Annotated in this window: 18 protein-coding genes; 15 read left to right on the top strand and 3 right to left on the bottom strand. The window is 45.8% G+C overall.

All coding sequences use genetic code 11. The annotated features are described in order from the left end of the window. Positions 1-7 precede the first annotated feature (7 nt). The 5 genes from GGC63_RS01570 (at position 8) to GGC63_RS01550 (ending at position 6,847) form a co-directional block, all read left to right on the top strand. The gene (locus GGC63_RS01570) at positions 8-895 is read left to right on the top strand and encodes a carbohydrate ABC transporter permease (RefSeq protein ID WP_192700838.1); all 888 of its coding nucleotides are present in this window, start codon (positions 8-10) and stop codon (positions 893-895) included. 68 nt (positions 896-963) lie between these two features. Then, positions 964-2,565 carry an extracellular solute-binding protein gene (locus tag GGC63_RS01565; RefSeq protein WP_192700837.1) on the top strand — a complete coding sequence of 534 codons (1,602 nt, stop codon included), beginning with the start codon at positions 964-966 and terminating at the stop codon, positions 2,563-2,565. Between the two features lie 18 nt (positions 2,566-2,583). Beyond that, positions 2,584-4,809 carry a helix-turn-helix domain-containing protein gene (locus GGC63_RS01560; RefSeq protein ID WP_192700836.1) on the top strand — a complete coding sequence of 742 codons (2,226 nt, stop codon included), beginning with the start codon at positions 2,584-2,586 and terminating at the stop codon, positions 4,807-4,809. 25 nt (positions 4,810-4,834) lie between these two features. Beyond that, a complete protein-coding gene (locus GGC63_RS01555; protein ID WP_192700835.1) occupies positions 4,835-6,169 on the top strand; it encodes a glycoside hydrolase family 28 protein in 1,335 nt (444 codons plus the stop codon). 372 nt (positions 6,170-6,541) lie between these two features. Next, a complete protein-coding gene (locus GGC63_RS01550) occupies positions 6,542-6,847 on the top strand; it encodes a hypothetical protein (protein ID WP_192700834.1) in 306 nt (101 codons plus the stop codon). A 131-nt stretch (positions 6,848-6,978) separates the two neighbouring features. Here GGC63_RS01550 and GGC63_RS01545 read toward each other — a convergent pair whose 3' ends face one another. After that, complete coding sequence (locus GGC63_RS01545; protein WP_179135864.1) at positions 6,979-7,140, bottom strand: hypothetical protein; 162 nt, start codon at positions 7,138-7,140, stop codon at positions 6,979-6,981. Positions 7,141-7,497: 357 nt separating this feature from the next. Here GGC63_RS01545 and GGC63_RS01540 point away from each other — a divergent pair, with 357 nt between their 5' ends. Continuing rightward, complete coding sequence (locus GGC63_RS01540; RefSeq protein ID WP_079908792.1) at positions 7,498-8,820, top strand: ABC transporter substrate-binding protein; 1,323 nt, start codon at positions 7,498-7,500, stop codon at positions 8,818-8,820. Positions 8,821-8,851: 31 nt separating this feature from the next. Here GGC63_RS01540 and GGC63_RS35050 read toward each other — a convergent pair whose 3' ends face one another. Next, complete coding sequence (locus GGC63_RS35050; protein WP_192700833.1) at positions 8,852-9,664, bottom strand: AraC family transcriptional regulator; 813 nt, start codon at positions 9,662-9,664, stop codon at positions 8,852-8,854. A 74-nt stretch (positions 9,665-9,738) separates the two neighbouring features. Beyond that, positions 9,739-10,515, bottom strand: coding sequence for an AraC family transcriptional regulator (locus GGC63_RS01530; RefSeq protein ID WP_192701388.1), 777 nt, complete (start codon positions 10,513-10,515; stop codon positions 9,739-9,741). 412 nt (positions 10,516-10,927) lie between these two features. Here GGC63_RS01530 and GGC63_RS01525 point away from each other — a divergent pair, with 412 nt between their 5' ends. From GGC63_RS01525 to yjfF, 9 genes are all read left to right on the top strand, one after another. Further along, positions 10,928-12,235: an ABC transporter substrate-binding protein gene (locus GGC63_RS01525; RefSeq protein WP_192700832.1), complete on the top strand. Its 1,308-nt coding sequence runs from the start codon at positions 10,928-10,930 to the stop codon at positions 12,233-12,235. 239 nt (positions 12,236-12,474) lie between these two features. After that, entirely contained in the window at positions 12,475-14,289 is a 1,815-nt protein-coding gene (locus GGC63_RS01520) for a sensor histidine kinase (protein ID WP_192700831.1), read from the top strand. Further along, complete coding sequence (locus GGC63_RS01515) at positions 14,264-15,799, top strand: response regulator (protein ID WP_192700830.1); 1,536 nt, start codon at positions 14,264-14,266, stop codon at positions 15,797-15,799. The genes GGC63_RS01520 and GGC63_RS01515 overlap by 26 nt, the downstream gene beginning before the upstream one ends. A gap of 22 nt (positions 15,800-15,821) precedes the next feature. Then, a complete protein-coding gene (locus tag GGC63_RS01510) occupies positions 15,822-16,796 on the top strand; it encodes a sugar ABC transporter substrate-binding protein (RefSeq protein ID WP_192700829.1) in 975 nt (324 codons plus the stop codon). Between the two features lie 39 nt (positions 16,797-16,835). Next, positions 16,836-17,867: an ABC transporter substrate-binding protein gene (locus tag GGC63_RS01505; RefSeq protein ID WP_318780963.1), complete on the top strand. Its 1,032-nt coding sequence runs from the start codon at positions 16,836-16,838 to the stop codon at positions 17,865-17,867. A gap of 243 nt (positions 17,868-18,110) precedes the next feature. Beyond that, positions 18,111-19,142 (top strand): ABC transporter substrate-binding protein, encoded by a 1,032-nt coding sequence (locus GGC63_RS01500; protein WP_079908798.1) that lies wholly within the window; start codon positions 18,111-18,113, stop codon positions 19,140-19,142. A 122-nt stretch (positions 19,143-19,264) separates the two neighbouring features. After that, positions 19,265-20,785: a sugar ABC transporter ATP-binding protein gene (locus GGC63_RS01495; protein WP_256865213.1), complete on the top strand. Its 1,521-nt coding sequence runs from the start codon at positions 19,265-19,267 to the stop codon at positions 20,783-20,785. Then, the gene (locus GGC63_RS01490) at positions 20,782-21,798 is read left to right on the top strand and encodes an ABC transporter permease (RefSeq protein WP_079908800.1); all 1,017 of its coding nucleotides are present in this window, start codon (positions 20,782-20,784) and stop codon (positions 21,796-21,798) included. The genes GGC63_RS01495 and GGC63_RS01490 overlap by 4 nt, the downstream gene beginning before the upstream one ends. Then, positions 21,795-22,778: a galactofuranose ABC transporter, permease protein YjfF gene (gene yjfF, locus GGC63_RS01485; protein ID WP_192700828.1), complete on the top strand. Its 984-nt coding sequence runs from the start codon at positions 21,795-21,797 to the stop codon at positions 22,776-22,778. Before GGC63_RS01490 ends, yjfF begins: the two co-directional genes overlap by 4 nt.

Raw genomic sequence — 22,778 nt, 5'->3', positions numbered from 1 at the left:
GAACAACATGACAACCAGTGTACTTAAGAAGCAATCGACCGTTCGTATATCCGACATCATCATTATGCTGATTATTGGCGCGGCCATACTTTTATGTCTCCTGCCTTTCTTGCACATCATCGCTATCTCATTAAGCTCCAAGCAGGCCGTCCTATCCAACGCGGTTACATTTTTTCCTCGTGAGCTGGATTTGCATGCTTACAAAATCGTATTTGCGGATTCCAGGATGCTATGGTCGATGGGCTTAACGATTGTGTTAACGGTAAGCTATACCTTGGTCTGCATGGTGATGACTATCGCTGCCGCCTATCCATTAACAAAGGATCGGCTTAAGGGGAAGACCGTGTTTATGATGCTGATTGTTTTTACCATGTTTTTCAGCGGCGGCTTAATCCCCGACTATTTACTTGTGAAGGAATTGGGACTGTTGGACAGCCTATCTTCCTTAATTTTGCCCGGTGCGATAAGCGCCTTTAATCTGATCATCCTGCGGACGTTTTTCTTGTCCATTCCTGCCAGCTTGGAAGAATCGGCATATATTGACGGCAGCTCCCACATCGGCACCCTAATTCGTATAGTCCTGCCGCTTTCTTTACCGGTTCTTGCAACGCTTAGCTTGTTCTATGCGGTTCATCGATGGAATGGGTTTATGGATGCGCTTTTCTATATAACAAATTCCGATTTGTTCCCTATCCAGCTTAAATTATATCAAATTGTCATGAACAGTATGGTGACGGATTTGACCGCTCAGGAAGGAGCAGCTCAGGTCGATGTCGTTCCGGAAGGAATCAAAGCGGCCAGCATTATGTTCGCAACCACGCCCATATTAATCGTTTATCCGTGGCTTCAACGTTACTTTGTCTCAGGTATTATGATAGGTGCAGTCAAAGGGTGACCCGCTCGGGTTCCCCTTCCACAATGGAGAATTTTTTATGGAAAAACTAAGTAAAGGGGAGTTCAGATGTGATTATAAAAGCTAGATGGTTTGGAATTTCTGCCTCAGCCTTGTTGCTAGCGGGCTTGTTGTCTGCTTGTTCGAGTAAGGATGCAGCCAATGGGGAGGGAGCGGGAAGTGCTGCAAGTAAAGACCCTGTCACCTTGAAGGTAGAAGTGTTTGACCGCGGCAATGCTCCGGCGGGTGCAGGACCCGTCAATAATAACTTCTGGACGCAGTGGATCCAGAAAAATTTCGGCGATCCGAACAACATCAAGCTGGAATTCATTCCGGTTCCACGGAATCAAGAGACGGAAAAACTCAATGTGCTAATGGCTACCGGTGATGCGCCTGATATTGTGTTTGCTTATGATATGAATACGGTGAACAACTATGTGAAAAGCGGCGGGCTGGCTGAAGTGGGCAAGCTGATCGATGAACATGGTCCGAACCTGAAAAAGTATCTCGGTCAAGAGGTTCTATCCTACGGTGTATTCAGCGGCAAGCAATATACGATCCCCGCGAAGAGAACGCTGCAATATACCCAGTCCTCGTATATCCGCAAGGACTGGCTCGATAAGCTGGGATTGCCGGTTCCGACGACGACGGAGCAATTTTACAATACAATGAAAGCGTTTAAGGAGAAGGACCCCGGGAATACCGGCGGCAAGGTAATTCCTTTCGGCTTCAGTGCTTTAGGCGGCAGCGGGATTAATACGCCGATCGTTTTGGCCAGCGCGTTCGTAAAGAACATGCCGGAGGAAGATTTCTACGCATTTTCGACCACAAGACCGGTCCTGGAATTGATGAAGCCGGGTTTTAAGGATGGCGTGCAGTTCTTGAATAAGATGAACCAGGAGGGCTTAATTGATTCGGATTTCGCTTTGGACAAAGACGGCAAAGTTTTTGAGAAAAATGTAGCGAACGGTCTAATCGGGGCCTTTACAGCTGTGGCCGCTCATCCGACGTTAATGGGTCCGGGCAACTTATTCGATACGTTGAAGAAAAACGTCCCTGGCGCGCAGTATGTCGCGATGGATCCCTTTACGAATGAGGAGGGAAAACATCCGAAAAATATTTACGGTCCGTCCGGCATGCACATCATGATTCCCAAGTCGAGTAAGCATGCGGTGGAAGCGATCAAGTATTTGGATTGGATGTCTCAGGAAGACGTATTATTCACGCTCACCAATGGTATCGAAGGCCAGCATTATACACTCGAGAACGGCTTCCCGAAAGCAATCACAACGGATGAAGCCAAGAAAACATTCTATAATAACGTCGATATTGCCATTATAGTTAACGGTAAAGACTATGGTACTCTGGAAAAAAATATTGAAGCTACCGCTCTAGCTTTTCCGGATTATAAAGAAATGGCTAAGCAATCCATACTCAATGCGCTGAAAGACGGGTACACAGAGCCTCGATTTGAACGTCCGATCGATGCCGAGAATAAGTACAACAAAACGCTTGTGGATAAGTCGCAGGAGGCGATTGTGAAGAGTATCCTGGCCAAGTTGGAGGATTTCAGCAAAACCTATGACTCGCTTGCTCAGGAATACTTGAAGCTGGGTGGGCAGGCCGTCATTGACGAACGCAGAGCGGCGTACAAGGAAATGCAAAAAAAATAAATCAAAGGAGCGGGAGATATGAAAGCCCCACAATCCAACTACATCAAACGAATGCTGTTTTCATATCTCCCTATTCTGTTTGTTACGGTCAGCCTGCTGATCTTCATCTTCATTTCCGTATTTAATCAAATCAATGTTCGTAATGCCATTCAAGCGAATTACTTAACGGCTGCCTTTATCGTGAATGTGGTAGACAACTCGTTGAAGGGCATTGCTGACGATGCACAGAAAATGGCGGACACGAACGGACAGCTTCGTTTTTTTCTTGAAGGTCCCTCGGACAGAGCTTTGGAATTCGATATTTCCAAATTGCTTCACAATCTCATGGATCTTCGATACGGACTTATCGACTCCGTTTACTTATATCGGGCTAAGGACAGCAAGGTGCTTGACCAAAACGCGCTGAGGCCCATTGAATTGTTTCCAGATCGCAACTATATCCGCAGTTCAATAGAGCAGCCCTTGATGGAGGGCTGGTCTTCGCCGAGGCTCAAACAGAACGAAGGGAATGACATGGCTATCTCCGTTACTTCGTTGGTAATCAAAATACCGCGCGATTCCGGAAGTCTTGGATATCTAATCATCAATGTCAACCTTTCTTCCCTTCATACATTCATTAGCCAAATGATCAATCAGGAATTAACCGAGGTGCAGCTGTTTGATACTAAAGGAAATCCATTCTTCAAAGGGCGGCCTGATTCCATCGATCATGGGGTGAATGCGGATATCGTATCCGATTATACGAATTGGAAATACAGAATCAGCATTAAAGGGGACCAATGGTTTAATAATTTGGTTCAGGGGAATACGATTTTACTTATTCTCGGCCTTGGTGTGATCATCTTTGCGGTTGGCTCCACCTTTTATGTAACCCGAAGGAGCTACAAACCGATCAAAGCGATTTTGCAGCGAATCGATCGTTTCCCTTCTATGGTGAAGTCCGTGGATCAGAAAGGAAGCAAGGACGAATTTGCTTTTATCGATCAAGCCATTGAACGCTTAATTACAAACAATATGGATTTTCAGGAAAAACAGCAGGAGCACCAGGTTATCCGGAGACAGCAATTTCTGCAAATTTTGTTAAAGGGTGAGTATGAGGACGACCGGGATGCTTGGGAGCAGGAAAGGCAGCATTTCGGGCTAACGTCAGGCAAATTTATTGTTGCGCTGGTCGAAATCGACCATTATGTGCAATTCGGACTCCAATACAACCCAAAGGATCAAGCTTTATTCAAGTTTATTATAAGCAGTGTCGCTTTTGAGATTGCAGAGCAGAACGGTCAACGAATCATGTCGGAGTGGATATCCAAGCATCAATTTGTCATTCTTCTCCTCTCTGATGATACAGAGACTTTGGAGCATCGCATCCTGCAGATGTCCGAGCAAATCAGAGCTTGGGTCGATAAAAATCTGGATTTCACCGTGACGATCGGAATCGGTTCGGCTGCGGAAAACGAGTCGGCAATAAGCCGTTCGTTTGATGATGCATTAGAAGCCGTTAACCGAAAAGTGACGCTTGGGATCAATCAAATTATTGACACCGTTGAATGGTCAAGTCATTCGCACGGTGATTGGTTTAACTATTTGGAAATCATCCGTACTATCGTCCGTCAGCTGCGGATGTCGGATACCGGATGGGAGAACGAGCTTAGACGGCTTTTTAGGGAAATGACTGTCGAATGTCTTCCTAAGGATGAAGTCGAGCGCCAGCTTCATTATTTTGTATTTCATCTGGAGTATGAGATGGAGAAGGTGTTGCCGGAAACGGTTAAGGCTTGGCTTCAGGAGGCGAAGCCTGACTTGCTTCTTGCGATCGCGCAATCGGATACGCTGCCGGAGGTCGAGTCCGCCTTCCATAGCGTATTGGAGCAGCTATTTCAGTTTATCGAAGAGCTTGCGAGGAACCGGCGGCATGATGCGCTTATGAAAGAAATACGTAATTACGTAGCGGAGCACTACACGGATCCCAACCTGTCGCTTGCCATGCTGAGCGATCGTTTTCAAATCAGCTCGAAATATTTAAGCCAGTTGTTCAAAGAAAGCATAGGCCAAAATTTTGTTGACTTCCTAATCTTCTTAAGAATGGAATATGCCAAAGCATTGTTGCGCGAGACGGATATTTCAGTCGGGGAAGTCTCGGAAAAAGCGGGATACACGAATACGACCTCCTTTATCAGAACATTTAAGAAGATGGTCGGCGTGTCCCCTGGCCTATATCGGGAATCTCAACCAAAAAAACAATGAGTGAAGGATGGTAGTAAGAATAATTATGAGCAGACATTTTTATGGTACACCGTTCGAAATGGATGAAATAGCGGCTCCAACGTTTTCGGACAAGCGGTTTCAAGCAGAGGACTATTTAAGCGACAATCAGGATCGAAAAGCAGATTATCGTGTAATTCAAAGGGCTGTTGATGCATGCTCCGAGCAAGGAGGGGGCACGGTCGTTGTGTCTCAGGGGGAATGGGTGTCTGGTCCGATCCATTTAAGGAGCAACGTCCACTTGAAGCTTGAAAAGGATGCGACGATTCGATTTAGCAGTACATTTGCCGACTATCTCCCTGTCGTTTTTACAAGGTGGGAGGGGATGGAGTGCTATAATTATTCCCCACTGATCTATGCCAAAGATTGTGAAAATATTGCAGTAACAGGAGAAGGCAAGCTGATCGGAAGCGGGGAAGCCTGGTGGCATTGGAAAAAGCTGCAGCAAGATGCGGCAAACAGGCTATGCTATGCCGAAAGTCTCGGCATTCCCGTTCAGGATCGAATTTATGGTACGGAGAAAGATGCTTTAAGACCTTCCTTTATTCAACCCATCGGTTGTAAAAATGTACTTATCGAGGGGGTATCTATTAAGGATGGTCCCCAGTGGACGGTGCATCCGGTATACTGCGAAAACGTCATTATACGCAACATACATATTGTAAGCTGCGGACCTAATACGGACGGTTTAAATCCTGATTCATGCAAAAATGTGTTGATTGAGGACAGTTACTTTGAAACCGGGGATGATTGTATTGCCATCAACTCCGGCATGAATGAAGATGGCTGGAGAGTGAACAAGCCTTGTGAAAACATTGTGATCAGGAATTGTGTGATGAAGGAAGGCCATGGAGGCTTGGTCATCGGAAGCGGCATGTCCGGGGGAGTGAGAAACATTTATGCGTCTCATTGCAAGATCGGCGGGGGAGATCGAGGCATCCGTCTGAAGTCTATGCGCGGCCGGGGAGGCTTCGTTGAAAATGTATGGTTTGAAGATATTGAGATCAATGACGTAAGGGAAGAGGCTATACAGATTAATATGTTCTATCCTTATAGTACCGTTGTTCCAAAAACCGATATTCCTTCGGATTTCAACAATATCAATATAAAACATGTTACGGGAAAAGGTGCCAAAATCGCAGTAGAAATCAGGGGTTTGCCTGAACACCGGCTCAAGGATATCCGGCTTGAAAACATTCAGTTAAGTGCTGACACGGCCATGGTGTGCACCGACGTAGAAACCATAGATATCCGGGAAATCGATATCCAGGCAGACGTCAATAAGAGTACGGAATTTGCGAATATTGATCATTTGAAGCTGCAAGGTTTTTCCGTGAAATAGGTTAGGAGAGCTCAATATAGGCAGCCGAGAGTGTTGACTTGACTAAGTGGAATAGAGAAGGGGACCCTGAATAATTAGGGTCTCCTTTCCTTTTATCTTGGTCATTTCTTCCTCTACAAATGTTTCCTCGCTTATTTTTTTGTGTGGCAGCTTGAGAAAGATGCACTATAATTTTTTACTTTATTTAGCAGAACTTTTCTTACAATTGTACGTCACAGCTATATAATTTGATAGCGGATCTAAAGTTTATGTTTTAGATTTTTATCAATGGGGCTAGTGTAGAGATAGTATGTAGTAAGTAACTCCTAATTTGCGCTTGAGCTCAGATGCAAAACATAATGCAGTTATTTGCGTTTCGGGGGATATGATGATATGGGGAAAATTGAACTTAAAGAGGCATTTATTATCGATAGTATTATGAAACGAGATAAAACATTCGATGATTGCGTTATTGTTTATGGGCAAATTTCTGGAAAAGAAGTCCTTAAAATTGGAGATAAGCTAGTCAATGACTCTGATACAGGTTTCAAATGCACTATCATTAATTTCCCTTTGTTAAGAAGAGTGCCTTTCTATAAGGATCATGTACACATCATTATAAAGCCAGCAGATCCAGGTTACCCATTAAATGCAATACAAAAAATGACGTTAATAAAAACAGAAACATATTCTGTTTAGTTGTCGGTGTCCACTTTCATGGCTATAGAAAGCAGGATTTAGTTTATAAAAATTCTTAATCTTATTGCTAGCAAAAGAACAGACTGACCAATCCCTATGGAGTGGACAGTCTGTTTTTTATCGTGGGAATCCTATTCGATCGGAACGCCGTCCATTTTCTCGCCACGCTTGCCGTAATTGCGAAGCGGCGTGTCGTCATCGGCTCTAAAGCCGATACGCTCGTGCGCTGTCGTGTCCTCGTACATGGTTTCCGGGTTGCCATCCGTTTCGATATCGATGTGCTCGTTAGGCATTGTTCTAGCCTCCTATTTATTATGATTTCATGGGGTCAGCTTCTTTCCCTACGATCGTTACCCCCATGACTTTCCGTTCTTTCCTTTATATAGTTAACCAATGATGAACTTTTATACGGCCGGGTGATCTTCATTCTTCTTTATGAAACTTTCATTCGTGTAAAAGGAGAATTACAGCAATAAAATCAAGAAATGGATAAATAATGATCAAATTACTCAATGAATTCTAAAAAAATTTAGTTTATGCTTTATCTCATGTGGCGTTTCCAGATTAAATATAACATGTATCACAACCCTTGAAACCGCTTACTAAAAATTTTTTATTAGTTAGGTGACACCATTAGGAGGGGAAAAAAGATGAAATTGACTAGAATTGCATCTTCTGTTGTATTGATCACAGTGCTTGCGGGTTGCAGCCAAGGAACAGGCACAAAGGATGATAAAGGGATTGTTGACAAAGGGGCGGGTCAACCGAAAGTTACAAACGAACCGATAACGCTTACACTTTACCAGCACGCGGCGATCAGCAATGAGGAAATAGACAAATTTATAGTTCAGCCTGTACAAAAGAAATATCCTAACATTTCGTTTAATATTGTACGTAAAGGGACAGGCACCAATCCGGAGGAATTAGTGGCCGCAGGCATCGTCCCGGATCTGATCTATACGACAGACGCTAACACCCCTCTTTGGCGAGAACTTGATGTGCCGGAGGATCTGAATAATTTGATTAAGAGCAACAACTTCGATTTGAACCGTTTCGACCCTAATGCCATAGATGCTGTAAAAGTTTACAGCGGCGGAAAAGGTGCAATCTACGCTTTACCGGTCGCTCAAAATATCGCAGCTCTTCTCTATAATAAAGATATTTTTGATAAATTCGCTGTCCCGTATCCGAAAGACGGGATGAATTGGGATGAGATCATCCAGTTAGCACGCCAGCTGACCAAAACCGAAAACGGGGTCCGATACATAGGGCTGAGTCCCGATACGGTTTCCCGTTTAGGCTATGGACTTTCTTTACCGTACGTTGATCCGGCTACGAACAAAGCGACCATTAATAACGACAATTGGAAAAAAGTTCTTACCACGATGAAAGCGATGATCGATATTCCCGGATTTCTCGGAGAGGATAAGAAGCTCAATTATGGTAGCGGTGATTTCTTTAAGAACGGGAATATAGCCATGCTGACCGCCTGGATTCCCGATATGATAGCGAGCACGGATCCGAGTATCGCGGATAAATTTCCTTGGGATTTCGTCTCGCTTCCTAACTACCCTGAAGCCATCGGTACAGGCCGTATCATTACCCCACATACGATTATGCTGAATAAGCACAGCAAATATAAGAATGAAGCTTTTGAAGTGATGTCGATCTTTACTTCCGATGAGGTACAAGCAGAGCTGAGCAAAAGCGGAAAAATTTCCGTTGTAGCCAAAGCGGACATTCAAACTCAGTATGGCACCAATGTACCTTATCTAAAAGGAAAGAACGTAAGCGGTATATTTAAGTCAAAAACACGCAAAATAAACGATCCTCTTACGGAGTATGACGGTTTAGTTCGTTCGGCGCTTGATTCCGCGGCTAAAGAATTGGCAGCAGGGAAAGATGTTAATACGGTCTTACGGGAAACCGAAGAAAAGGCGAACAAAGCAATTGAGGAAAAATTAAAAAAATAAACCGTTCGGTTACTGAAAAAGCCCATGATGATCATGGACTTTTTCTTTTTTGATACTTCCTGTACTGCAAAGGTGACAACCCTGTTGATTCTTTGAAAGCTTTTGAAAAATAATTACTGTCATTAAACCCGCAGTCGAAAGCGATTTGCCTGATAGAATGATTTGTAGCTTTTAACATCTGCTTGGCCTTGTTGATTCTTATGATCTGCACATACTCTTTAAAGCCCAACCCTGTAGTTTTAAGAAAAAGTCTGGAAAGATGAGATTTGCTTAAATTAAGCATATCAGACGCAGAGTCTAATGTTATCGATAAATGATAATTTGCATTAATGTACCGAACAAGTCTTTCTATAGTGGGGTTTGCATTGCTGTTGCTATTATAGACGAATTCCGACTTGTTTCTAATAAAGTAGGAAAGCAGCTGGATGAAATAACTTTTAATAAGATCAGAGGATAAATCATCATTTCTATCCATTTCCTCTCCAATCAAAAAGAATAGCTTTTTAATCCGTTCAGGGTCCTGTGGCTTGTAAATACACTGCTCAAAAAGAGGTCTCATTCTGCATATGAATTTTGAACCTATGTAGTCCTCTGTAAAGTTAATGACGGCCCTCTCATAGCTTCGCGAAATGTAATTATTCTTATGTAACGTTCCTTTGGGAATAAAAAGGATATCATGATTTGAAACCGGATAAGTTTTATCCTTTACAAAATACTCGCTGCTGCCGGAAATAAGAAAATAAATTTCATAATTGTCATGATAATGATAGCTGGATTTAATAAGAACTGATTTAGAATAACCGTATTGAATCCCTGGTAGAGGGCTATCATCCTTTTTTGGCACTATCGTTCACCTTTCCATGACAATAATAGCAATATAGCAGTTCTGCTATGCGCGGCGCGATGTAGGGCATTGACTCACTTCCTCACAGCAGAAGGCGGGTATCCCTTAATCGATTTGAAGACATTACTAAAATAGGAAATATCGTGAAAGCCACAACGTTCGGCAACCCCCGTTACAGAAAATCCCCCGGTCGACAAAAGCATCTCGGCATGATTGACACGGATCTGGTTCAAATATTCCTTAAACGAGCAGCCGGTATTGATTTTAAACAGCTTCCCCAGATAAGCCGGATGAAGATTGACGATCCTGGCTATCTTGGTTAAGTTCAATTCCTCCGAATAATGCTCCATGACGTATTCCAGCACTTGACTGATCCTTTTGTCGGATCGAACCTCAGCCTCTTTACGATAATAGATGGTCATAACCTGATGCATGATCAGCATGAATAACGCCCTTGATTGCATAATATATCCCGGCTGCCTGCCGGCCCAAACCTGATTGAACTGTCGGATGTAATTTAACATTTCACTTGTAATGATATTTTTGGTCACAGTATCGAGCGGAAGCGCATCCGGGCTGCCCATGGGTAACCAGTTGAAATTGAAGGCATAGGAATGCATGGGGGTTTCCTTAATTGTGTGAGCCTCGCGTTCGCTTCCCAAAGGGATGTAGATGACATCGCCTGCTTCCACCGTATATTTTACACCGTTGACGTAATAGTTTGATTTCCCCTCAACAACAAAGGTAAGATCATGGAATTGGATGATATCCCTCTCAATCTTCCATTCCGGAAAGCAGCGTCGATCTACAAAATGGATAATACCGGGAAGTCTTGTTTGAAGCTGTTCCATGTTCAACTTTGCCCACCACCTGTATTAAATCGAAAATAACCGGGTGCCTCAACAAAAGTCATCGTACAAGACCATAGTAACATTGATTCATGGCGCAATAAAGAGATGCCAGACAAAAATTATTTAATAATTACAAATTAAAATCTAATTCCTCCATGGATTATGAAAGCGTTTTTACTATATAATGTATCCATTAGAAATACCACAACCTTAAGCCGATTAGACATGACAGAACGGGACCGGGTGGAAACGCCGCATGACGTGCCGGATGGAGGTTCACTGCCCTGAAGCTGAATTTTAAAATTACAAACTTCTCTGGTCTGTAAATTTTTCTTATTGTAAACCACTATCGTGGAAAGCAGTTCTGCTATGATACATACGAGAAATCATGAATGATATGGGGAGGATCAGAATGAAGACGAGGAATTATTTGATTGTCACGGTTATGCTATCGCTGCTTTCGTTAACGGCTTGCGCAAGTCAGAAAAATGGCGCAGTAGAGACCAGCGGGGATGCTTCTGTAAGTACGGAACCCGTTAAATTGAGACTGGCCGTAGTATCAACTGCGTTATCCGATGATTCGTTTCAGACGTACTTTGTTCAGGAAGTAAAAAAGAAATACCCCAACATTACACTAGAAAAGGTTGATTCCAGCCAGAGTATAGAGAGCTTGGTCGCTGCAGGGGAAACCCCGGATCTTATCTATTCCTCCTTGCCGGGAATCCCCAAACTACAGACGCTGAAGGTCCTGGAAGACTTAACCCCCTACATTAGAAAATTTAACACGGATTTATCCCGATTTGATCCGGTGCTGATGGATTCGCTGAAGCAGTTCGGCAGCAACGGCGAAGTGATAGCGCTTCCCTATAAAATGAATATTCCCGCACTTTTTTACAATAAAGAGGTATTCGATAGGTTTGGGGTCCCTTATCCGAAGGACGGAATGACATGGGACGAAGTATTCAGCTTGGCAAAGACGCTTACCCGAGAGGACGGAGGCACACAATACCTCGGGATTTCAACAGGCGGAGCAGACCGTATGGCGATGGGTCTTAACCTTCCCTATGTAGACACGAAAACAAACAAGGCACAATTGCAGACGGATGACTGGAAACAGGTACTCAGCATGTTTACATCGGCCATGTCGTTGCCGGGTTACGTAGTTAATGAGAAATTACCGGATCTCTGGGCTATATTTAATAAAGAAAAAAGAGTAGCTATGGGTGCCTTCTGGGGACCTGATGCTATCGGGAACTTCAGTGAAATGGAAAGGAAAGGTGAGGGCTTCCCATGGGATATGGTCACCGTTCCGACAGTCAAGAAGGGACAGGGCTATGCATGGCAGGTGGATGCACATACGCTGGTAGTGACCTCGACAAGCAAACACAAGGAGCAGGCCTATCAGGTTCTGTCAGTGATGACTAGCGATGAGGTGCAGAACCTGCTGAATAAAAACGGCGTACTTACCTCTTTGAAAAAAACGCCTGAGTTGATAAAGGAGTACGGCGCGGAAATTCCCACAGTCAAAGGGAAAAACGTGAACGCTCTCTTTGCCCTGAAGCCGGCAGTAAAAGAATTTACTAAATTTGATGATAAAGGCAGATCCCTTGTAAATTCAGCCGCAAACGATGTGCTGCTTAAGGGTACGAACGTGAACACCGCATTGAAGAATGCGGAGGAACAATTGGACCAGTTTATTATACAGCAATCCCAAAATTAACTAGAGTCTTCTTTGGAAGGGTACCGTCTTCCGACACTTTTAAAATGAAGCTTGGCTTGACAAAAGCAGCCTGTATGATCCGGATCGGGGTGAACAGGCTGCTTCTATTCTTGTTTTAAACTGAAAAAATCATAACAAATGCGCATTATTTTCTATTTTCTTAATCTGTAAAAAAGCTTAAAATATGTAATGGCGCAAGCGCATTATGGAACGAAACGATGAGAACCGGGGGGACCGGCATGAGATGGTACCGTTGGATCGCCTCCAGTTTAAGGGCAAAAATGTTAGTCATGTTTGTGATGCTGACGGCGGTTCCCTTAATTGTGATAGGGATTATCAGCTACACGAAATCGTATAACACCGTTTCCAAGCACAGCATTGCAACGACGGAGCTTGTGGCGGAGCATCTGAAGAACGATATCGATGTGCTGTTTTCGGACAACCGGAAATTTTTGGACATCAGCAGAAACTCCAATGTGCTGAGATTTCTGCTCATTCAGAGCGAGACATATAATGAGGCTAAAGATATATTAAAAACGTTCAGCCTTTACCGGGATACATACAGGTTCAGCGATGGCCTGACGAATATTATATTGTTTAACCGCTATGGCAAGGGGATTAGCGAGAAGCGAGGCATTTTTCAAATGGAGGAGGATCCGTTCTTCTATCCGGAGTTCAAGAGCTTGTTGGCCCATCCCGACGAGGTGCTTATCATTCCGCCTGCCGGCTCGCAAGGGATCAGCAATTTGGACCGGGCAGAGGAGGAGCGGCCGCCATTAATTTCGATTATTTCCACGGTAAAACAGGAGATTACGGACGAAGTCATCGGTTTTATGGTGATGAATTTGGATGTATCGGTTATCGAAAATTTTTGCAACAATACCAAGATGGGGGACAGCGGCTTCTTTTATGTCATGGACCCGCAGGGCAAGCCGATTATTTTACCGGAAAGGCTAAAATCAACAGGAGCCGTAGCAGGCTTGACGAAGCTGCAATTAAGTGCTGTGTCGGGGAACGACATTCGTGAGCTGGCGGGTAAGAGGCAGTTTATCGTGTACAAGACTTCAGAGCTTACAGGCTGGAAGGTCGTCGGGGAAGTGCCTCTGGAGGAAGTGACCAAGGATGCGGATCAGATTCAGACCCTTATATTTGTCAGCGTCATCTTTACGATTGCCTTTACTATTGCTTTGTACGCCTACGTATCCAACCGGTTGATCCGTCCGATCCGCTACTTAAAAAATAAAATGCGCCAAGCGGCCTCCGGTTATTTGGATGCTAAGGTGCCTGGCGGGGGTCAGGATGAAATAGCCGATTTGGGGGTCAGCTTCAACATGATGCTCGATCAGATCAAGCTGCTGATTGAAGCCAGTATTAAGGAACAAGAGCAGATCAAGCTTGCGGAGCTCCGGACCCTGCAGGCTCAAATTAACCCGCATTTTTTGTACAATACGCTCGATTCGATTATTTGGCTGGCGGAAAACGGAAAAAGCGAGGAAGTGATCGGCATTGTGAATGCGCTCGCAAGCTTCTTCAGGATTTCGTTAAGCAAAGGCAGGGATGAGATTACGATTAAAGAAGAGTTGGATCATATCGCCAACTATCTCACGATCCAGCAGATGAGGTACAGGGACATTCTGGACTATGAAATTGATGTGCAGGACAGCGTGCTTAGCTGCAGTGTTTTGAAAATGACACTCCAACCGCTGGTTGAAAATGCTTTGTATCACGGCATTAAGAACAAGCGGGGGAGGGGCTGTATTCGAATCACAGGCGGGTTTGGAGCTAACGGCAATATCGAGCTGTGCGTATCGGATAACGGCGCAGGCATGACGGCGGAGAAGCAAGAGCAGCTTAGACAGCTTCTTGCAGAGAGCAAGCACCTTCAAGCCCAGCCGGCGGGGTTCGGAATTATCAATGTGCACCAGAGAATTAATCTTTATAACGGAGACCCGTACGGTATTCGGATCGAAAGCGAATATGGCTTTGGCACGACAGTGCTCGTGAGTATACCGATAAGGAGAGAGCAAGATGAAAAAGGTGTTGTTGGTGGATGATGAAATCCTCGTTCGGGAAGGTATCTGCAATCGGATACAGTGGGAGAAGGAGGGGTTTATTTATTGCGGCGACGCATCGGACGGGGAGATGGCGCTCCCCTTAATCGAGAACCTGGCACCGGATATTTTGTTAACCGATATTAAAATGCCTTTTATGGACGGACTCCAGCTAAGCCGGATTGTGAAAGAGAAGATGCCTGCGGTCAAAATCATTATTTTAAGCGGGCACGACGAATTTCATTATGCAAGGGAAGCTTTGCGGATTGGGGTGGAGGAATACTGTCTGAAACCGATTAACGCGAAGGAACTGCTTCAAGTGCTCCATGGGGTTGCTGCCAAAATCGATATGGAGCGCGAGGAGCAGAAAAATAAAGAGCTGCTGCAGATGAGAGCGAGCATCAACCAGGAAACCGTCAAGGAACAGCTGCTGATCGACCTGTGCTCCGGCGCTATACCGACAGCGGATGCTATTCATGCGGCCGAGGCACTTGGCATTGGTCTCATTGCAAGGCATTACCTGGTAGTGCTTGCGGAGCTGACGGATGAAGCTGAGACACACTCGTTATTTAAGCAATTATTGAGTGACATGTCCGGCCATCTGCATGTGAAACGCAGCAAAAAAGAGCATGTCTGGATAATAAAAGGGGAAGAAACGGTAGGGGTGGAGAATACCGTCCACAGCCTTATCCGCAAGCTGAAGCAGATAGAAGAAGGACTTGGCTGCATCCTTTATTATGGCAAAGGAACCGTGAAAGGGCGAGTCCAGGAAATTGCCGCATCGTTTTCTGAAGCAGAGCAAAATAAATGCTACCATTATTTTTTGCGCAATCGTCCGATCGTCAGCGTGGATAAAGGAGGCCTGGCGGGCTATGACCGTCAACAAGTGACCAATTTTTTGAAAATGGGAGATGCCTCCAGGATCGATAGTTTTGTTTGCGGTTACATTCATAGCATTGATAAGCAGACCGGGGCGGAAAGCAAATTTTACTGGCATTATCTTATTCTGGATATGATTGCCTCTGTAATGGCGGTTATCCATGAATCCAACGGAGATGTGCAGGCATTTCTATCCGAGATGGCACCGGTGGAGGAAACGCTGTTAATAAGCAATACGTTGGAGGAGGTGCGGGCATGTGCCACCACCGTTCTCATGCTTGCCTTTCAGCATCGGGAGCGCATAACCGACAAATACGGCGAGCTGCTCGCCAAGGCGAAGGATTATATCGATAAAAATTTTGATAATCCGGACCTCTCCTTGCAGGCTGTTGCAGCCTATGTGAACGTAAGCCCCAGCCATTTCAGCGGGATTTTCTCTCAGGGGACAGGGCAGACATTTATCGATTATTTAATTAAGACGCGCATTAAGAGGGCAATGGAGCTGCTCAAAACAACGAGTGCCAAATCATATGAAATCGCTGCCATGGTGGGCTATAACGACCCGCATTATTTTAATACGGTATTTAAAAAAATCACCGGCGTTACAACCAAAGTATTCCGTAATCAGGCATAGCGATAAGAAGGGGGGAACGGCCATGCAGGCCCGAGTTACAAACCGGGCTTTACTGATTCTATGCTGCATTCTGATAAGCCTGACCAGCGGCTGCAAGCAAGAGCCGACAGCAGCATCTTCAACTATTCAGCAGCATGGAGCGGGAGGGAGTGTGCAGAAGAAGGGCCGTACGTTCGCTATCGTCTACTCGACTGCCGATGTGTTTCACAAGGTAGTGACGAGCAGAGCAGAAGCCGTTGCAAGCAAGCTTGGTGCACAGCTCGTGATTAAGGCACCGGATGAGGCGAATCTCGAGCAGCAAATTCGGATGATGGAAAATCTGATCAAGCAGCGCGTGGACGGCATTGCAGTTAGTCCGGTTAATGCGGATGCATTAGCGCCTTACATTAATAAAGCGGTGGATGCCGGGATTCAAGTCATCTGCTTCGATAATGACGCACCGCAAAGCAAACGTGCCGCCTTCATAGGTGTCAATAATTATGAGGCTGGCCGTATGCTTGCTTCGTATATTGATCGCGCATTGGACGGGAAGGGAATGATCATTGCCGAGACGGGTACGATATCCTATTCCAGCATACAGCAGCGGGTTGCCGGCTTTAGAGACTACTTGGCCAGGTTGCCGGAAATGCAGCTCCTTGAACTGAGAACGGACGGGGATAGTCTTGATAAAGCGATAGCAAATGTAGAAAAGATGATAGATGCACATCCGCATTTTGAAGCCTATGCCGCCCTGGATTCGTTAGCGGGCTCTGCGGCGATTCTTGTTTGGAAAGCAAAGGGTTTAAGCCAATTATCGGTAACAACCAGCGGTTCCCCGGAGCTGTTGGACGGAGTTATGAACAAGCAGATTACCGCTCTAATGTCGCTCCAGGAGGATGCTTGGGGGGACAGGATCATCCAGCTGCTAAACGATGCTTGCGACGGAAAGGCGGTGCAGGAATGGAATCAGTTAGAGCCGACCTTTGTAACGCAGCAATCATTGAAGAGCATTAAATAATACAAGGTGTCTTCATTTCGATAAGGGAAGGTGAATGGGGTGTATAATCGTTGGGGGAAGGCGGTCATCCTTTTGTTGGTATTTCTCTGCGCGTGTACATCTGTGCCTGTACCGAAGGAGACCCTTGTACAAGCTCCCGCCGTGCTCCAAACGGATTCCAGCCTGACAACGGCTCTCAAGCAAGACGAGCGGCCCGTCGTACTGGGGTTCTCGCAGGTTGGAGCGGAAAGCCGCTTTCGTAACGCGAATACCAAATCCATTCAGGATGCCGCCAAGCAAGCGGGAATCGACTTGAAGTTTTCGGATGCCGAGCAGCAGCAAAGCAAGCAAATTGAAGCGATCCGTTCCTATATTGCGGCAAAGGTTGACGTGATAGCCTTCTCTCCTGTCATTGAGACAGGCTGGGACAACGTACTTATGGAAGCGAAAGAGGCTGGTATTCCCGTCATTATAACGGATCGGTCTGTGGACGTGAAGGACCACTCCTTGTATATTACGCTTATTGGCTCTAATTTTGTGGAAGAAGGCCGCAAAGCAGGGAAATATGTCATCGATAAAATGAGGAACGTTAACAGGCCCATTCGTATTGCCGAAATCCGCGGTACGGAGAACTCGGCACCCGCGCTGGATCGGAAGCGGGGCTTTGAGGAAATCATTAAGGATAACCCGAACATGGAAATCATCGCCAGCGAAACGGGCAATTTTACGAGAGAAGAAGGCAAGGAAGTCATGACCCGTTTTTTAAAGAAGCATGGCCGCGATATTCAGGTGCTGTTCGCTCACAATGATGATATGGCGTTCGGAGCCATGGAAGCCATGGAGGAAATCGGCTTGAGACCCGGCAAGGATATCGTGATCGTTTCGGTCGATGGCGGGAAGGAAGCCTTTCAAGCGATGCTGGATGGCAGGCTCAACTGTACGGTGGAATGTAATCCGCTGTTCGGACCGCTCTTAATGCAGGCGGTCCGGGAGCTTATGGCGGGAAGGAATATCCCGAAGCGAATTATTGTTAAAGAGGGGGTGTTCACGCAGGGGACCGCCGCCCGTGAGATCGGCAATCGTAAATATTAGGATATAAAGCTGTACTATCTTCAGACAAAGCCCAATTGCCGGGCTTTTTTTGTTTATTCCTTGACGCGGCGGGACGAAAAAATTCAAATTACTTCATAAAAAAACAAAATTTCGATTCTCCAGGCTCGAAAACACCGAAAAAGACTCTAATTTATTCAGAATGGATTCTATTCAATCACATTTGAAAGCGTTTTAAAATAAAGTTACACCCATCGATGGTGAAATAAAAGGAGGGTTTAACGGATGAAAATGAAGTGGAAATCAGGCGCGGCCGTCTTGATGATGGCATCTATGCTTCTAACCGCGGCGTGCGGCGGTAATGCGACGACAGGCGGGGCTAAGGACACAACTGCCAAAGGCGGCGATACGCCGAAACCGGCCGACAAGAAAATTGTGCTTGGCTTCGCTCAGGTTGGAGCGGAGAGCGGCTGGCGCACGGCTAATACCAAGTCTATCCAGGATTCGGCTAAGGAAGCGGGAATTGAACTGAAATTCTCCGACGCGCAGCAAAAGCAGGAAAATCAAATCAAGGCGATCCGCAGTTATATTGCACAAAAGGTGGATGTCATCGCATTCTCCCCGGTGGTTGAGTCTGGCTGGGATACGGTGCTAAAGGAAGCGAAGGATGCGAATATTCCGGTAGTACTGACCGACCGTGCGGTAGATTCCAAGGATACATCTCTGTATAAAACTTTTCTGGGCTCCGATTTCGTAGAAGAAGGACGCAATGCAGGGAAATGGCTGCTCGAAAAAGTGAAGGATCAGAAAGGCCCGGTCAACATTGTCGAGCTGCAAGGTACGACAGGCTCCGCACCGGCGATCGACCGCAAGAAAGGCTTTGAAGAAGTGATTAAAGATAACGCGAACCTGAAAATCGTGAAGTCCCAGACAGGTGACTTTACACGCGCTAAAGGGAAGGAAGTTATGGAGGCGTTCATCAAGTCCGCGAAGGCGGAGAACACCAAAATGGATGTCTTGTACGCGCATAACGACGATATGGCGCTTGGTGCCATTCAGGCCCTTGAGGAAGCGGGCATGAAGCCGGGCAAAGATATTCTCATCATTTCCATGGACGGAACCAAGGATGCTTTCCAAGCCATGAAGGACGGCAAGATTAACGTAATTATCGAATGTAACCCGCTAATGGGGCCGCAAGTGATGCAAATTGTCAAGGATATTGTCGCTGGCAAAGAGGTGCCTAAGCGTATTTTGACCAAAGAAGGCGTGTTCCCGCAAGAAACAGCTGCGAAGGAATTGCCGAACCGTCAATATTAATCTGACCATATTGTGAAAGAGAATGTCTCCCGCCGGCTGCAACAGTGTAAAGCTGCATCAAAAAACGCAGCTTGGCGGGAGAGTTTGGGATATAGAATGTATTCAGGATAGGAGGCAGCAAGGTGACAGATAAAAAACCTCGATTGCGCATGGAGCGAATTCATAAGCAGTTTCCCGGAGTGAAGGCTTTGACCAACGTATACTTTCGAATGTTTTCAGGTGAAATTCACGCTTTGATGGGTCAAAACGGTGCAGGCAAATCAACTCTCATTAAAGTATTGACAGGTGTACATGCCATCGACGAAGGCCAAGTATGGCTTGACGAGCAGCAGATTCGCGCTAAAAGCCCGTTGGAAGCCCAGGAGCTCGGGATTAGCACCGTTTATCAGGAGGTTAATTTATGTACCAATTTAACGGTTTCTGAAAATATTTTTATCGGGCGCGAGCCGATGCGAAGAGGTTTTATTGATTGGAAAGAAATGAATTCCCGTTCCCGAGAGCTGCTGAAGCGGCTAAATGTAGACATTGATCCCTCCAAGCTGCTCGGTTCCTATTCCATAGCCATTCAACAAATGGTCGCCATTGCCAGAGCCCTCAATGTTTCGGCGAAGATATTAATTTTGGATGAGCCGACATCCAGCTTAGATTCGAATGAAGTGAAGCAATTATTTAACGTCATGCGAAAATTGAAATCGGAAGGCTTGGCGATTTTATTCGTTACGCATTTCCTGGATCAAGTCTATGAAATGTCCGATCGGATCACGATATTGCGAAACGGCCAATTCGAAGGGGAGTACTTGACGGAAGAGCTGTCCCGCATGGATCTCGTATCCAAAATGATCGGCAAAGAGGTAACTGAGTTGGAACAGCTGCCGAATATGACGGCTTCACATAAAAAGAACAGCGGAAAGCAGCCTTTCCTGCAGGCAAAGCAGGTTGCGCGAAAAGGCTCCATCGAACCGTTCGATTTGAACTTGTATCCGGGTGAAGTGTTGAGCCTTGCGGGATTACTTGGTTCCGGCCGTACGGAAATCGCCCGTATTTTGTTCGGAGCCGACCGGGCGGATCAGGGGGAAATGAAAATCAGCGGAAAAGTAGTGCAGCTGAATTCCCCGCGCCAAGCGATAGACGCAAGAATAGCCTTTTGCCCCGAAAACCGGAAAACGGAGGCCATTATTGAGGATTTGACGGTGAGGGAAAATATTATTCTTGCAATGCAAGCAACATTTGGCACATTCCGGTATTTGACGAAGAAGAAGCAAACCGAGCTTGCGGATCAATATATCGAGCTGCTCAATATCAAAACGCCGGGTCCTGAGGCTTTAATCAAAAATTTAAGCGGTGGTAATCAGCAGAAGGTGATCTTGGCACGATGGCTGTTGACCAATCCCGAGCTGCTCATTCTGGATGAACCTACACGGGGGATTGACGTCGGGGCGAAGGCGGAAATTCAGAAACAGATGGCACTGCTGTGCGAGAAAGGAATGTCCATCTTGTTCATTTCCTCCGAGCTGGAGGAAGTCGTTCGTTCCTCTCAAAAAATTGCCGTCCTGAGGGACAGGAAAAAAATTGCTGAAATAAGAAACGAAGGTGTGAGCCAGCAGGATATTATGAAATTAATTGCAGGAGGGGGAGGCGAATGAGCAACCGTTTGTTGTGGCCTTTAGTGACATTGGCTTTCTTATTGATCGCCAATGTCGTTCATAATCATGATTTTTTCTCCATTACGATGAAGGAAGGCCATCTGTTCGGCAGCCTGATTGATATTTTGAACCGCGCTGCACCTCTTGTCTTAATCTCTATCGGTATGACATTCGTCATCGCTACCAAGGGGATTGATTTATCGGTTGGCTCCATCGTTTCCATCGCAGGAGCGATGGCCTGCCTGCTCATCTCTAAGCAGGGCACCAGCGACATAAGCACACTGTTTATGGCTTTAGGCATTGCGCTTCTGCTTTCCTTGGCCGCAGGTGCTTGGAACGGGCTATTAGTCAGCTTCTTGGGCATTCAACCGATCGTCGCAACCTTAATCCTAATGGTCGCAGGGCGTGGGGTGGCACAATTAATTACGAACGGACAAATCATCACCGTGTCCTCCAAACCTTACTCCTTTATAGGAGGAGGCTATTTATTTGGCCTTCCGTTCTCGATTTTTATTATTACGTTCTTCTTTCTTATAGCAGTGATCCTAACAAGAAAAACAGCGATAGGACTGTTTATCGAATCAGTCGGCTCCAATCCGACGGCGAGCCGGCTTGCAGGAATCCGGTCGAGCTCAATCATTTTTATCGTATATGTACTCTGTGCCTTTTTAAGCGGGCTTGCCGGTATTATCTTAAGCTCGAACGTATCCAGCGCAGATGGGAATAATGCCGGGCTGTGGTATGAGCTTGATGCGATTCTGGCCGTTGTGATTGGCGGCAACTCATTGAACGGCGGGAGATTTTATTTATCGGGCACCATCATCGGCGCGCTCATCATTCAAACACTTACGACTTCCATCTATTCCATCGGTGTACCACCGGAGATTACATTGGTCGTCAAGGCTATCGTTGTGCTGATCGTATGCCTGATTCAATCGGATGCCTTCCGTGCATCGCTTGCAGCCAAGCGCAAAGCCAAACAAAAAAACGTGGAGCAGGGGGTTACCGTATGAGGCTGCGCAGCATAGATAAAAGATATTTACCGCTTCTGGTGACCATAGCCTTATTTGTTGTTATGTTTGCGGCGGGCTCAGTGGAGTATAGGGGATTTTTCTCACTGCAAGTTTTCTTTAATTTGCTGATCGATAATTCATTCCTGCTCATTGCAGCCATTGGGATGACCTTTGTCATCATTTCGGGCGGGATCGATTTATCCGTCGGTTCTATGATTGCATTAACTACTATGATTTCCGCAAGCTTAGTCCAAAATCATCATTGGCCGCCGGGTGCCGTTATCCCGTTAGTACTGCTTATGGGAAGCGTGTTTGGATGGTGCATGGGCAGTTTGATTTATCATTTCAATCTGCAGCCGTTTATCGTAACATTGGCGGGGATGTTTTTGGCAAGAGGACTATGCTATGTCATCAGCATTGAGAGTATTACGATCGAGAATGAATGGTATAAGGCGGTTTCACAGACCAAAGTGTACGTATTTGGCAGCTCCTATGTTTCCATTAGTGTCATTATCGCTCTTTGTATGGTTGTTGGAGCTATCCTGCTTGCACATTATACCCGATTTGGACGCAATATTTATGCATTAGGCGGCAACGAGCATTCGGCTATGTTAATGGGGTTGCCTGTCAAACGGACAAAAGTACTTGTCTATACCTTAAGCGGCTTCTGCTCTTCGCTTGCGGGTGTGGTCTTTACCTTTTATATGCTGTCGGGTTACGGCCTACATGCGCTGGGGACGGAGTTGGATACGATAGCGGCTGTCGTCATTGGCGGCACCTTGCTGACCGGTGGCACCGGTTATATTGCGGGCACGCTGGTTGGCGTGTTGATCCAAGGCATCATCCAAACGTTGATCATGTTTGAAGGAACCCTTAGCTCCTGGTGGACCAAAATTGCAATCGGACTGCTGCTATTCTTGTTTATCGTACTGCAAAAGCTGCTTGGCACTAGAAAGAAGGCTGGAGGGGAGGTCGTCTGA

Origin of the sequence: Paenibacillus sp. OAS669 (genome assembly GCF_014873645.1) — a bacterium.
Lineage (GTDB): Bacteria > Bacillota > Bacilli > Paenibacillales > NBRC-103111 > Paenibacillus_S > Paenibacillus_S vulneris.
This window is presented reverse-complemented; position numbering and strand designations above follow the sequence as displayed.